Source organism: Candidatus Pelagibacter communis (assembly GCF_012932795.1).
GTDB classification, from domain to species: Bacteria; Pseudomonadota; Alphaproteobacteria; order Pelagibacterales; family Pelagibacteraceae; genus Pelagibacter; species Pelagibacter ubique_S.
Genome location: NZ_LANA01000002.1, coordinates 44,395 through 57,671, shown reverse-complemented (window position 1 = coordinate 57,671; position 13,277 = coordinate 44,395). Strand labels below are relative to the sequence as shown.

12 protein-coding genes are annotated in these 13,277 nt (G+C 32.9%); 6 read left to right on the top strand and 6 right to left on the bottom strand.

From position 1 onward, the window contains the following. Nucleotides 1-62: 62 nt before the first annotated feature. Nucleotides 63-1,403 carry an NAD(P)-binding domain-containing protein gene (locus VP91_RS04285; RefSeq protein ID WP_169036223.1) on the top strand — a complete coding sequence of 447 codons (1,341 nt, stop codon included), beginning with the start codon at nucleotides 63-65 and terminating at the stop codon, nucleotides 1,401-1,403. 20 nt (nucleotides 1,404-1,423) lie between these two features. Beyond that, on the top strand, nucleotides 1,424-1,798 hold the full coding sequence (locus tag VP91_RS04280; RefSeq protein WP_169036222.1) for a cupin domain-containing protein: 375 nt from the start codon (nucleotides 1,424-1,426) through the stop codon (nucleotides 1,796-1,798). Here VP91_RS04280 and VP91_RS04275 read toward each other — a convergent pair. From VP91_RS04275 to VP91_RS04250, 6 genes are all read right to left on the bottom strand, one after another. Continuing rightward, nucleotides 1,795-3,948, bottom strand: a complete 2,154-nt coding sequence (locus tag VP91_RS04275) for an ABC transporter permease (protein ID WP_169036221.1) — start codon at nucleotides 3,946-3,948, stop codon at nucleotides 1,795-1,797. The genes VP91_RS04280 and VP91_RS04275 overlap by 4 nt on opposite strands. Before the next feature lie 3 nt (nucleotides 3,949-3,951). Further along, on the bottom strand, nucleotides 3,952-4,983 hold the full coding sequence (locus VP91_RS04270; RefSeq protein WP_169036220.1) for a quaternary amine ABC transporter ATP-binding protein: 1,032 nt from the start codon (nucleotides 4,981-4,983) through the stop codon (nucleotides 3,952-3,954). 73 nt (nucleotides 4,984-5,056) lie between these two features. Then, nucleotides 5,057-5,611 carry a hypothetical protein gene (locus tag VP91_RS04265; RefSeq protein ID WP_211181512.1) on the bottom strand — a complete coding sequence of 185 codons (555 nt, stop codon included), beginning with the start codon at nucleotides 5,609-5,611 and terminating at the stop codon, nucleotides 5,057-5,059. 2 nt (nucleotides 5,612-5,613) lie between these two features. Continuing rightward, on the bottom strand, nucleotides 5,614-5,988 hold the full coding sequence (locus VP91_RS04260) for a hypothetical protein (protein WP_169036218.1): 375 nt from the start codon (nucleotides 5,986-5,988) through the stop codon (nucleotides 5,614-5,616). A gap of 8 nt (nucleotides 5,989-5,996) precedes the next feature. Continuing rightward, a complete protein-coding gene (locus VP91_RS04255; protein ID WP_169036217.1) occupies nucleotides 5,997-6,440 on the bottom strand; it encodes a hypothetical protein in 444 nt (147 codons plus the stop codon). Nucleotides 6,441-6,539: 99 nt separating this feature from the next. Next, a complete protein-coding gene (locus tag VP91_RS04250) occupies nucleotides 6,540-7,445 on the bottom strand; it encodes an ABC transporter substrate-binding protein (protein WP_425305181.1) in 906 nt (301 codons plus the stop codon). Nucleotides 7,446-7,621: 176 nt separating this feature from the next. On the opposite strand from VP91_RS04250, the gene VP91_RS04245 reads away from it, so the two are divergent. The 4 genes from VP91_RS04245 to VP91_RS04230 all read left to right on the top strand — a co-directional run bounded on the left by VP91_RS04245 (nucleotide 7,622) and on the right by VP91_RS04230 (nucleotide 13,275). Continuing rightward, entirely contained in the window at nucleotides 7,622-9,949 is a 2,328-nt protein-coding gene (locus tag VP91_RS04245) for a DUF1989 domain-containing protein (protein ID WP_169036215.1), read from the top strand. A 2-nt stretch (nucleotides 9,950-9,951) separates the two neighbouring features. Next, nucleotides 9,952-10,302, top strand: a complete 351-nt coding sequence (locus VP91_RS04240) for a hypothetical protein (RefSeq protein ID WP_169036214.1) — start codon at nucleotides 9,952-9,954, stop codon at nucleotides 10,300-10,302. Nucleotides 10,303-10,404: 102 nt separating this feature from the next. Then, nucleotides 10,405-11,733 (top strand): NAD(P)/FAD-dependent oxidoreductase, encoded by a 1,329-nt coding sequence (locus VP91_RS04235; RefSeq protein ID WP_169036213.1) that lies wholly within the window; start codon nucleotides 10,405-10,407, stop codon nucleotides 11,731-11,733. Between the two features lie 72 nt (nucleotides 11,734-11,805). Further along, a complete protein-coding gene (locus VP91_RS04230; protein WP_169036212.1) occupies nucleotides 11,806-13,275 on the top strand; it encodes a glutamine synthetase family protein in 1,470 nt (489 codons plus the stop codon). The last annotated feature ends 2 nt before the right edge of the window (nucleotides 13,276-13,277 follow it).

Genomic DNA, 13,277 nt, shown 5'->3' with positions numbered 1-13,277 from the left:
ATTAATTTTTAGCATTTTATTGGTAAAGTACAGATATAAATTTATTAGAGAGAGGTGATTTTATGACGAAAGTAGCAGTTATTGGTGCTGGGCCTTGTGGTTTATCAGCTTTAAGATCTTTCGAGCAAGCTGAAAAAAAAGGTGAAAAGATCCCTGAAATAGTTTGTTTTGATAAACAAGAAGATTGGGGCGGTTTATGGAATTACAGTTGGAGAACAGGATCTGATCAATATGGTGACCCTGTACCTAATAGTATGTATAGATATCTTTGGTCAAACGGCCCTAAAGAATGTTTAGAGTTTGCTGACTATTCATTTGATGAACACTTTGGAAAACCCATTCCATCTTTTCCACCCAGAGAAGTTTTATATAATTACATTTTGGGTAGAGTTAAAAAGGGAAATTTAAAGAATAAAATTAAATTTAATACCTCTGTAACTAGTGTTTCTTATGATGGTAAAATTTTTCAAGTTACTTATCATGATAAAAAAAATGATATTATTTCAAAAGATGTATTTGATTATGTGATTGTGTCTACAGGTCATTTCTCGGTTCCATTCATACCAGAATATCCAGGAATGAAATCATTTCCTGGAAGAATAATGCACTCTCATGATTTTAGAGATGCAGAAGAATTTAGAGGTAAAAATGTTGTTGTTTTAGGAAGTAGCTACTCTGCAGAAGATGTTGCTCTTCAATGCCATAAGTATGGAGCAAAAAGTGTCACCATAGGATATCGACACAATCCAATGGGATTTAATTGGCCAAAAGGAATGAAAGAAGTTTATCACCTAGACAGACTTGAAGGAAATAAGGCAATCTTTAAAGATGGTCACGAACAAGAATCAGATGCTGTAATTCTTTGCACAGGATATCTTCATAATTTCCCTTTTATATCTGAAGATCTTAAACTTAAAACAACTAATAGATTGTACCCTCCTAAATTATACAAAGGTGTAGTTTGGCAAAACAATCACAAATTAATGTACCTAGGTATGCAAGATCAATTTCATACTTTTAATATGTTTGACTGTCAGGCTTGGTTTGCAAGAGATATTATAATGGGGAAAATTAAAATTCCAAAAGAAACAGATATTGATAAAGACATAAATAAATGGGTATCAATGGAAGAAAAGTTAGAAAATCCAGATCAAATGATTGATTTCCAAACTGAATATACAAAAGAACTTCATTCTTTATCAGATTATCCAAAAATTGATTTTGAATTAATTAGAAAACATTTCAAAGAATGGGAGCATCACAAAGTTGAAAATATTATGACTTATAGAAATAAATCTTTTTCTTCACCTGTAACAGGTTCTGTGGGCCCACTACACCACACGCCATGGGAAACAGCAATGGATGACTCTTTAAAAGCTTTCTTAGATCAACCAAAAAAATAAAGTTTGTACTTTGATTCTGTATGATATTTGTAAATAATCTTAAATCAGTTTCTGATCAAGAGTGGTCAACAACAGAAAAATATCCTGGGGTAAGATGGAAATTTTTAATTGATGCAGATTTTGCAGGAAGTTCTGGACTTTCACTCGGCTTTGCTGAAATTGCACCAGGTGGAGACTTGACGCTTCATTACCATTCACCTGCAGAAATATATGTTGTTACCGGGGGCTCTGGAATATTAAATAAATCTGGTGAACTAGAAAAGATTAAAGAAGGTGATGTAGTTTATATAGCAGGAAATGCAAAACACGCTTTGAAAAATAATGGAAAAGATACTTTAAAATTTTATTGGATTTTTCCTACAGATCGTTTTTCAGAGGTTGAATATTTTAACTAAACTATACCCAGGTGTTTTTTTCTTTGCTCTACCCAAGTTCGAATTAAATGGTCAAATACCAATCCAATAAAAGCAACACAAATACCTAAAGTTAAACCTATACCCGCACCCTTTTTGTCAGATAAAGCTTTTAGAATATACTGTCCCAAATCTTCTGTTCCAATAAACGCTCCAATAATTACCATAAATAAAGCAAATACAATGGTTTGATTTAAACCAAGCATCATGTGAGGAAATGCTAAAGGAAATTCTATTTTCATTAACCTTTGTATTTTTGTTACACCTGACATTGAAGCCGCGTCATGTAAAGCAGCTGGTACGCTTCTCAATCCTTCAATAGTATACCTTGTGGCAGGTATAGTAGCATAAACAACTACTGCAATTAACACAGATGTATCAGTAACACCAAAAAGCATCATCACTGGTATCAAGTATACAAATGAAGGGAATGTTTGAAATATATCACAAACGCCCAACATAAAACTTGTGGTATGTTTGTTTTGAAAACATAAAGTTCCAACAGTAAAGCCAATTATACAAGATATAATAACTCCAAAAGTTGCCATGTATGTAGTGACTAAAGCTCTATCCCACCAAGGACTTAGTGCTATAAATAATGTTAATCCACCCACTACAAAAGCTGAACGCACTCCACCTATTATATAGCCTGCGCCGATAACCAATACTAAAGTGGCAACAGCTGGCATTCTTAAATATAATGCTCTCATTGGTTGAAGAACTTCTGTGATTAACCAGGTGTTAAATATTTTTAAAGTATAAAAAAAAGTATCCCAAATCCAATCAACACCTCTGTTCCAAAAATCTGCTGTTGATATTCCTTTATTGTGTGGTACTTCATATAAATAATTAAAACCTTCCTTAAAGTAAAAAGATCCAACATAAGCAAGTACAGTCCCAACCAATACTACACCAGCAAAACACAGTCCATTTTTATGTTGCTCAAAAAAAGTTAGATTACCAAAATAATCTATTTGTTTATTTGCCCAAGCTAAAGACATCTTATCTAAAAGTATTGCAATTAAACTAATACATAAACCTGCCTCTAGTGCCAATCCAATATTCAATTGATTTAATGCAAGCAATAAATTAAAACCTAATCCTTTGGCACCTATAAAAGCTGAAATAACTGCCATAGAAAAACACACCATAATCACTTGGTTTACACCTATTAATATGTCTCGTCTTGCAGTTGGAATTAATACCTTGAACATGAGTTGCCAATTATTGCATCCACTCATTCTGCCAGCCTCAATAACTTCAGGGGGTATTCCCCTAAGGCCTAACAATGTTAATAATATCATTGGGGGAACTGCAACAACCATAGTTATAATAACCGCTGCGTGGTCACCAACACCAAAAAGAACAATTGCAGGAACTAATACAGCGTATTGAGGCATAGTCTGCATAACTAAAAGTATTGGAGACAAGGCTTTTTCAACACGTTTACTTTTGAAAGCTGCAATACCTAGGCCTAAGCCAAAAACAAAAGAAAGTGGCGCCGCAACCAATATAAAAGAGAGAGTTTGCATCGATGGCTTCCATTGACCAAATATAGAAATATAAATCATAACTATACCAGCGAATAAAGCTAAACCTTTTCCACTCAAGTTATACCCAAGTATTACTGCACCCGCTGTAACAATTGTCCAAGGTAACCCTGGTAGTTTTGCCCATGGATTTGCGTCTATCCAGTCCCAACTAGTAAATGCGACGACAGTTTGAACGCCTCCTAACATAATTTCTCTAATTAGTTCAATAAGAAATGTCATGAAAGCAGTCATGTTTCTTGTTAATTGTAAAACTAAAGGTCGAGTTTTGTATGATTGTGTACTTTCATTCCAAAACTCCATTGGCATCCATTCGTTCATTAAAAAAAATAAGGAATCGTTTATCCAGATAGGCAGCCATCCAAGCAAAGGAGGTAATCTCCAAAAAACATCAAATGCATAATATCTTACTTCTGCACCAAAGAGTGTGTAAGTGCTTTGATTTGGGTCTTTAATGAATTCGGCCTGACCTCTTATAAATTTGTAAGTTTCAGGAACTTCAATTGCAAAGCATAAAAAGAAAAATACAGTTATTAAAAATAACCATTGAAATAATTTTGGATTTTTTTTTATTAGCTCCATATTTTAATCACTATTTTTTTTTCCACCGAAAACAGTATTAATTATTTTTGAAGGGTGAACGGTTCCAACAATTTGATTATTTTCATCAATTACCCCCACAGATTTTTCTTGGGTTAAAATCTTTTCAGCTACATTTTCGATTGTTTCATTTTTCAAAACTTTTAAATCACTTAAATTTTCATTATGTGGTTTTTCCATAATATCTTCTATTTTCAATACTTTTTCTCTAGGCACCTCTTGGGTAAATTTTCTAACATATTCCGTTGCTGGGTTTAATACAATGTTAGCTGGCGTATCTAGTTGTTCAATTATTCCATCTTTCATAATTGCAATACGGTCAGCAAGCTTTAATGCTTCATCAAAATCATGTGTAATAAACATAATTGTTTTTTGTAACTTTTCTTGAAGTCGCAAAAATTCATCCTGCATTTCTTTTCTAATTAATGGATCTAATGCAGAAAAAGGTTCATCTAAAAACCAAATATCAGGTTCAACAGCTAATGAACGGGCAATACCTACTCTTTGTTGTTGTCCCCCTGAAAGCTCTCTTGGAAAATAATTTTCCCTTCCATCTAGACCAACAAGTTTAACCATATCCATAGCCTTATTGATACTCTCTTGATCTTCAATGCCTTTAATTTGAAGAGGAAAAGCAATATTTTCTAAGACTGTTTTATGTGGAAGTAGAGCAAAACTTTGAAACACCATTCCCATTTTATTTCTTCTAAGATCAATTAACTCTTTATTATTTAATGAAAGTAGGTTTTGACCTTCTATAAAAATTTTTCCACTAGTTGCATCTGTTAATCTGGAAATACATCTTAATAATGTTGACTTTCCTGATCCAGATAAACCCATCACAACTAGCATTTCTCCTTTTGAAACTTCGAAAGAAGCATTGTTTACACCCACTATACACCCATTATCTTGAAATGTTTTTGCATCCACATTTCCATTGGCGTCTTGGAGCATCTTTTTTGCGTTTGCCCCAAAAATTTTGTAAACTGAATCGCACTTAATTACAGCATTAGTCATAATAAATTAATAAGTTACACGAAATAAAAATAAAATACACTTTTTATATTTTCTGTAATTATTATTTTCCTCCTTAAAAATTTTTAATAAAATAAACTCTTGTGTCGATTCCTGTGCTTAAAAAATTTAAAACTTCCCCACTGACAGTAATTTTTTCTTTTTCTCCATCATTAACACTTCCAATTAAAACAAAACCAGCAATACATTTTTTTTCTTTTTTATCCCAATTAACAAATGTTTCAGCAATTTGATTACCATTAGCATTGTATATTTGTGTAGCTTTAAAATTTATTAAATTAGCACCCATAACAGCACGTTGAGGGATAATTTTTGTTATTTTGCAGACTGTTTCATATTGTTCTTTAGATAATTTGTAATTACCACTTCCTTCATAAAAAGTTAAAATACCTGTCGGAAGTGTGGAAATAATTTTACTTAGTTTGTTGGCTTCTGCAATTCTTGTTTCTTCTTTTTTCATTTTTTCCACCAGCTCATCACCCTGGCCAAAAAAAATATTTAAAATAGCAAAAGAAAAAATCACAACGAATGTTAAGGAAACAAGACCGCCCAATTGTCTAACTGGCTCAGGTAATAATTCTCTTAACTTGCTAAAATATTTTATATTCATATTTATTCTTGTAATTTGCCATTTTCCCAAATTCCTATTTTTTCTTTTCCATTAGACCAGGTGAATTTTCCTTTTCCATTCATAAAACCATTGGCCCATTCACCTTCATAAGTGGATCCATCAGGGAAGGTTAAAATTCCTTTTCCACTCCAGTTGCTTTTATTAAATTCACCTTTGTAAATATATCCATTTGGCCAAGTTTCAGTTCCTAGGCCTTGTTTTTGTGTACCTACCCAATTTCCTTCATAAGTTGTTTTGTCTGTATAAGTCCATTTACCAAAACCATTTTCACAGTTTCCCTCACAGCCCGTCTTTCTAGCTGACACCGAAGTTGCAATTAAAAAACTTAGGATTGTGTAAAGAATATATTTTTTCATTTTATTATTTAACTACATTTATAAAAAGAAATATCTTTTTTAAAGTTATCACTTTTAATGTCTTTTGTAACTTCATGAACTAATTCACCTGATTCTCTATTGATTATACCCGACTCTGAATAGTTTTTTTCTTCGTCAAAAGCTTTAAATAAAACTATGTTTTTGTTTACAACTTTTACGTCTAATTTAGTATTTTTTGAGAGAAACATTGATAATCCATTAATCAAAAGTTTTTCTGGTTTTTTTGAATCGATTTCAAATTTTTCTAAATTTTTTTCATTTAAATCTTTAGCTAAAAAAGTTTGATAATTGTATTCTGAATTCTTAAGTATTTTTTTTTCTAATTTACATACAAAACCAATTTTAATATCTTCCTGTATATCAATATTTTGTGCAAAAGATAAATTAAAGATTAGTAGACCAAGAAAAATGCATAAAAAATATTTAATCATTTAAATAATAAGCCCTCAGTTTAAATTTTTTATAGTCAGTATGAATAAAAAAATCCCCCCCAACAAGTTGGGGGAGATTTAAATTTATTTATTTTACCTTTATTTTGTAAAAGGTTGCCAAACACTCTTATTGTCAGCTAACCATTTTTTAGCAGCATCTTCATGAGTCATTTTATCTTCGTCTACTAAAGCAGCCATTGCCCCGATATGACTTGTTGAGAATGACATTTTTTTGAACACTGCTGCTGCAGCTGGATGAGTTGTTGGAAAATCAGCATTTACAGCTTTTTTCAAATAACCATCTGGAGATCCACATTTTCCATCACCACCATCTTCTGGTCTACAACCAGCAGAGTATGGAGGGAAGTCTATAAATGTGAAACCTTTTCCATCTGTAAAGTTTGGAGTCCAGTTGAATATTATAGTTCCTCTTCCTTCTTTCTCAGCAGCTTTAAGTTCTGCCCAAAGTGCATCTGCACTTCCAGCAAATTTAACAGTCCAAAGATCACCTAAACCAAGAGCATCAACTCTCTGAGGTATTAAATCTCCGTGCCAAGATTGTGGACCTTCCAACATTCTTCCTTTTCCATCTGAATCAGGTGTTGCAAAGTTTGCAGCACAATCTGGATTTTTTAATGCAGTCCAATCTGGAAGACCAGGACATAATCCTTTATCAGCAACCCAGTTTGGATATCCCATATCCTCAAGAGTTCTTGCTTCATGATCACCCCAATCAACTATTCCACCTTTATCAAGCGCTGTAGTAAATGATTTACCAAAAGCAGATTCCCAAACTTCATGTGCTAAAGATACATCACCTATACGAATAGATTCGTATACAGCTTGTGAGTCAGTGTTTACATAGCTTACATTATTCCCCATGCTTTCAAAAATTCCACCAATAACGTGAGCCATTACAATTTGGCTTGACCAATTATGAGTGGCAATAATTATAGGTTGAGCACTATCACCACCTTTTTTGGCAGTTTTGTCTCCACCTTGCATAAAGAAAATTGCGCCAACAACAATTACCACTGCTGCGATAATTAACGGCAATTTATTTTTCATATTTTTCTCCCTCAATATTAAGTTAATTCAACATGTTCTCATTAATTAAATTTATAGTCAATGCTCTTTGATTATATTAAGTTAAACTTAAATTATTAAAATTTATACTGGCAATGCTACATACTAGTAATGATATAAGAAATCCCGGCTTAAGAACTTTACCACCAGGAGTTGAAAGATATCCTGTAAAAGGTGGTGGTCTTTCAATAATAGAAATTTCACCAGATGATAAAATAGAAATCATCAATGAAGAAGGAAGACAAATTTGTGAAATAATTGTTTTTAATTCAAAAGGTAAATCTGATTTATCTATTTTAAATCTAAAAGAAAATGCTAATGCAGATTTTTTAAAAAAAACTATTTCTACTGATGAAAAAATTTCAAAGCTACTAAAGAAAAAAAACTTTGACTTAAGCAATGCTAAATCATCAATTATTTTTAACAATGATTGTATGATGGGTGAAAAAATAACACTAACTTCAAAAGATAAGTGTGTGGTTATGATTGCTGCACCTGGTGATGCAATGAATGTTCATGAACAAAATCCACCAACAGATTTAACTATTTTTTTAAATAAAGCTAAATTTATTGAAACTGATGAACAATTTATTTTGCCCGATCCACTTAGCGATCCAATTATAGAGCAACTTGTTAAAAGAAGAACTGCTGAAACTTACGAAGTAAAAGCTGGTGAATATATTCAAATAATTGACCCAGGTGGAAGACAATGCTCAGATTTTTTAGCTTTTGATACACATAAATTAAATGAAGGAATTGAAAGTATTATAGATGATAAAGCAACACGAACGTTTATGGGTGGTGCTTACCCTGGGCCTGGTTTGTTTTCAAAGTTTTATGATGGTGATCATGAAGCAATGATTGAAGTTGTAAGAGATACAGTTGGACGGCATGACACTTTTAATCTTGCTTGCACATCAAAATATTATGAGGATATGGGGTATATGGGCCATATTAACTGTACAGATAATTTTAATAATAGACTTGATAAATATGACATTAATTCTAGAAAAAGTTGGTCTGCAATAAACCTTTTTTTTAATACTGCTATTGATGCTAATAATGTTGCTTCATTTGATGAACCCTGGTCAAGACCTGGGGATTATGTTTTATTTAGAGCTTTAAAAGATCTAACATGTATATCATCAGCTTGTCCCTGTGATGTTGATGGTGCAAATGGGTGGAATCCAACTGATATTTTTGTTAGGACTTATTCAAAAGAAAAAAAATATTCAAAAGCAACAGCATTTAGAATGAAAACAGACTCTGAACCTAAGCTAACTCAAGAAACTGGTTTTCACAAAAAAACCTCAGAACTAACAAGAAATTTTATTGAATATAAAGGTTTCTGGCTTTCAAACAATTTTACGAAATCAGGAACTATAAAAGAATATACAGCTTGTAGGGAAAGTGCAATTGTAACAGACTTATCACCTCTTAGAAAGTTTGAAATTCTTGGACCCGATGCAGAAAATTTAATGCAATATACACTTACTAGAAATATTAAAAAATTATCAGTTGGCCAAGTTGTTTATACAGCTATGTGTTATGAAAATGGCCGCATGCTAGATGACGGTACTTTATTTAAATTAGGACAAGATAACTTTCGATGGATTGGTGGAGATGAATACAGTGGTGAATGGTTAAAAGAACAAGCCAAAAAGAAAAATTATAAGGTTTGGATTAAATCTGCAACAGATCAAATTCATAACATTGCAGTTCAAGGTCCAAATAGTAGAAAAATTTTAGAAAAATTTGTATGGACACCTCCAATACAACCATCGATCACTGAACTTGAATGGTTCAGATTTAATATTGCAAGAATAGATCATGAAACTGGAACACCAATTGTTATTTCAAGAACAGGTTACACGGGTGAACTTGGTTATGAGATATGGTGTCATCCAAAAGATGCAGCAGAGGTTTGGGATAAAGTTTGGGAAGCTGGTAAAGAGTTTGATATCACTCCATTAGGCTTAGAAGCTTTAGACATGGTTCGTATAGAAGCTGGCCTTATTTTTTATGGCTATGAGTTTGACGATCAAACAGACCCTTTCGAAGCTGGAATTGGTTTTACCGTTCCTCTAAAAACTAAAGAAGATGATTTTATAGGTAAAGAAGAATTAATTAAAAGAAAAGCAAATCCACAAAAAAAATTAGCTGGTCTAGAATTAGTTGGTCATGAGCCAGCAGTAAATGGAGATTGTGTTCATATAGGTCGTGGTCAAGTGGGTGTAATAACAAGTGGGATGTTATCACCTAAACTTGGAAAAAATATTGCACTTTGTAAAATTGATGTAAAATATTCTGAAATAGGAACCGAAGTTGAAGTTGGAAAGCTTGATGGTCATCAAAAAAGAATTGGTGCAAAAGTTGTTCCCTTCCCTTTCTATGATCCAACAAAATCAAGAGTTAGAGCTTAACAATGTCTGATGGTAGCAAAGATTTATTAAATTTTTGGGAAGATCAGATGAAACAGTCACATACTTCAAGTAACTATTTTTTTAGAAAATCTCCATCACACTATCATATGATGCTTTTAGTAATGTCTGCATACAAGTTAAATGAGAAATTATCTGTTGAAGGATTAAAAACAAAGTTATTTAAAACCTCTAGACCAAAATCTGCTTTAATAATTAATGAAGCTTGTGAAAAAGGATTCTTTCGTCTTGAAAAGACTTCAACTGATCAGCGAATAAAAAATATAATGCCCAGTGAAACATTTATTAATGAGTTTAAAGAATATTTAAACACACTGAAAAAGATAAGCTATTAGTTGTTTATTTAACAATCTTATTAAATTAACATTTTTTATATATAAAATTTAGTTATAAAAATAATTATATTAATTACTTTTTAAGAAAAATATTGTTTTGATATGTCATCACTGCCAACTAAAGCTAAAGTAGTTATCATAGGTGGAGGAATTCATGGCTTGAGTACAGCTTGGAAACTTTCAGAAACTTATAAAAATCCTGGTGACATTGTAATTCTTGAAAAAAAAGATACTGCAGCAGGTGCAAGTGGAATTGCTTGTGGTGTTATAAGAAATAATTATTTTCAACCAGCTATGAGAGAGTTAATGGCGCATTCAGTTTCTGTATGGGAAAGTGACCCTAAAGCATGGAAATATAATGCCGTAGGGTACTTGCAGATATCTCCAGAAGTTATGCACGAAGATGTTGCTACAATTTTTGAGCAACAAAAAGCTATTGGATATGAATCAGAATTTATAGAAGGTGAAGCAGACTGCACTAAATATATGAAGAGTATGTTTGATGATTGGCAAGCAGAAGGTATAACTTCTGTGTTACATGAAAAAAAAGGTGGCTATGCATTCAACAAGGCTTCCGTAAAAGCTCTAGAAGAAAAATCTACTACAAACGGTGTTGAGGTTATTAAGGGTGTGACAGTTACAGGATTTAAAAGAGGAAGTAATAGTAAAGCAGTTACAGGTGTCGAAACAGACAAGGGAATTATTGAGTGTGAACAAGTAGTTGTTGGTGCTGGTCCTTGGGTTAGAGATTTTTGGAATATGTTAGAGCTTCCAAAAGTTGCAAATATTAAAGGACAAGATGGAAAATTTCATAAAGAAGATATGTGGAAATATTGGATGTTACAAGAAGGTGTTATTGGTGTTGATAAAGATTTTTTAAGAATGAATGATGGTGGTCAGCCTCCTGTAATGCATGTTGATTCGACTGCTCCGCTATATTCCGATACAAGTAAGAAATTAATTACAGATGAACTTTGGGGAATCTATTATAAGCCAGACATTGAAGGTCTTGGTGTTCAGGGTGGAACATCTCCTTACATAGTTGATAAACATTTTGATAAAATAAATATTGATCCTTACGGACTTGACTCTCCTGAATTTCAAACAACAGAGTCCTTTAATGATATGTGGTGCTCAGCTTTGGCTCATTGTCATAAAAGGTTTGAAGGTAAATCTGGTTTATATAGAAAAGGACCTTCGGGTGGTCTTGGATGTATGACACCAGATAATTTTCCTATCTTCGATAGATTTTTAGAAAATGTTTACATGATAGCAGATGCAAACCATGGATATAAAATGATTGGTGTAGGTGAGCTTGTTGCGCAAGAAATTTTGGGGACTGAAAGTGAATTATTAAAACCGTTTAGATTCAACCGTTACGAGAAGGGTGAACTTCATCCAACTTCTAATAGTCCATTCCCTTGGAGTTAAACTTCAAGCCTGGACACAAATAATTTTTTCAGTTACGGTTCCTTAAATAAAAATTCATTAGAGAGAGGGATAATGACTGATTTAGAGAAGCATGTTGCGCAACCCGGTAGAGACAAATTAGTAAAGCAAGTACGAGCTAAGATTAATGAGCTGGGTGTTGAATATATTTTTTTTCAATTTATTTCAGTAACTGGAAGAGTTGTAGGTAAAGGTATTCCAACTGATCATTGGGAAAGAACTTGTGAAAAAGGCTTTCAATTAGTTTACGGTGCTACAGCAAACTTGTTCACAGATCGTCATGGAAATTATATTGGTTATGGACCAGAGGCTAAAGAGCTTGTTGGCATACCTGATCCTGAGACTTTTTGTCAACTTCCTTGGGATAAAAAAGTTGCAAGGGTATTTGTTACTTGCTTTAGAAATAGAGAAGAAAGAGATAATCCAGGCGCACATCTAACTTCGGACTGCCGTGGAAATTTAAGAATACATGCACAAGAATTTAAAAAAAAACATGGCTACCAATTAAGAGTTGGAACAGAGCCAGAAATGATGTGGTTAACTAAAAATGAAGATGGTTCACCTACCGGTAAGGGTTTTTCTAAACCTTATTGTTATCATATAGATCAATTTGAGTCGTTAAGACCAGTTTTTATGCAAGTCTTTAAATATGCTAGAGCAATGGGTTTTGACATGATTCAAGGGGATCATGAAGATGCACCAGGACAATTAGAATTAAACTGGATGTATGATGATGTTTTAAGAAATGCAGATAGATTATCAACTTACAGACAAATTTGCGCACAAGTAGCTAGAGAATTTAATTTAATAGCTTGTTTCATGACAAAACCTTTTATGGGTGTGTCAGCAAGTGGCTGTCATACAAATATGTCCTTATGGACAGGTGGAAAAGATGTGATTAATAAATTATCTCATAAATCATTGCCAGGGATGGACCATGTTTTCACTTATGTAGAAGGTGGAACAAATACATTTATGCCAGATACAAAAGATGTTCAGTTACCAGGTAAAATTGGTTTGAAAGCAATTGGTGGTGTAATGAAACATTTGGGTGCCTTAACTGCAATTGGCTCTTCAACTGTTAACTCATATAGACGATTATGGGATACAGGTTTTTGGGCTCCTGTTTATGCTGACTGGGGATATCAAAATAGAACATGTGGGTTAAGAGTTTCAGCACCAGGTAGATTTGAATATCGTTCAGTTGACTCAATGCACAATCCATATTTAATGGGTTCTGGTTTATTAAAATGTTTTGATGACGGGTTAACAAATAATATTGATCCAGGAAAACCAGAATCTAGAAGTATGTATGAAGCTCAAGCTGCTGGAAAAGAAGTTAAAAAACTACCTTTAAGTCTAGGGGAGGCATTAAATCGTTTAGCAGAAGATGAAGTTATTAAATCAGCTATGCCAGATGAAATGTATAAAGTTTTTCATTGGTACAAAAATGATGAATGGGAAAAATTCTTAGGTGCAACAACTCAATGGGATCTAGATACATATCTGGATTGTCTACCATAATC

Excerpts from the sequence above, each read along its gene's own strand:
- VP91_RS04285 (WP_169036223.1), top strand. The coding sequence starts at position 63 with ATGACGAAAGTAGCAGTTATTGGTGCTGGGCCTTGTGGTTTATCAGCT.
- VP91_RS04280 (WP_169036222.1), top strand. The coding sequence starts at position 1,424 with ATGATATTTGTAAATAATCTTAAATCAGTTTCTGATCAAGAGTGGTCA.
- VP91_RS04275 (WP_169036221.1), bottom strand. The coding sequence starts at position 3,948 with ATGGAGCTAATAAAAAAAAATCCAAAATTATTTCAATGGTTATTTTTA.
- VP91_RS04270 (WP_169036220.1), bottom strand. The coding sequence starts at position 4,983 with ATGACTAATGCTGTAATTAAGTGCGATTCAGTTTACAAAATTTTTGGG.
- VP91_RS04265 (WP_211181512.1), bottom strand. The coding sequence starts at position 5,611 with ATGAATATAAAATATTTTAGCAAGTTAAGAGAATTATTACCTGAGCCA.
- VP91_RS04260 (WP_169036218.1), bottom strand. The coding sequence starts at position 5,988 with ATGAAAAAATATATTCTTTACACAATCCTAAGTTTTTTAATTGCAACT.
- VP91_RS04255 (WP_169036217.1), bottom strand. The coding sequence starts at position 6,440 with ATGATTAAATATTTTTTATGCATTTTTCTTGGTCTACTAATCTTTAAT.
- VP91_RS04250 (WP_425305181.1), bottom strand. The coding sequence starts at position 7,445 with ATGCAAGGTGGAGACAAAACTGCCAAAAAAGGTGGTGATAGTGCTCAA.
- VP91_RS04245 (WP_169036215.1), top strand. The coding sequence starts at position 7,622 with ATGCTACATACTAGTAATGATATAAGAAATCCCGGCTTAAGAACTTTA.
- VP91_RS04240 (WP_169036214.1), top strand. The coding sequence starts at position 9,952 with ATGTCTGATGGTAGCAAAGATTTATTAAATTTTTGGGAAGATCAGATG.
- VP91_RS04235 (WP_169036213.1), top strand. The coding sequence starts at position 10,405 with ATGTCATCACTGCCAACTAAAGCTAAAGTAGTTATCATAGGTGGAGGA.
- VP91_RS04230 (WP_169036212.1), top strand. The coding sequence starts at position 11,806 with ATGACTGATTTAGAGAAGCATGTTGCGCAACCCGGTAGAGACAAATTA.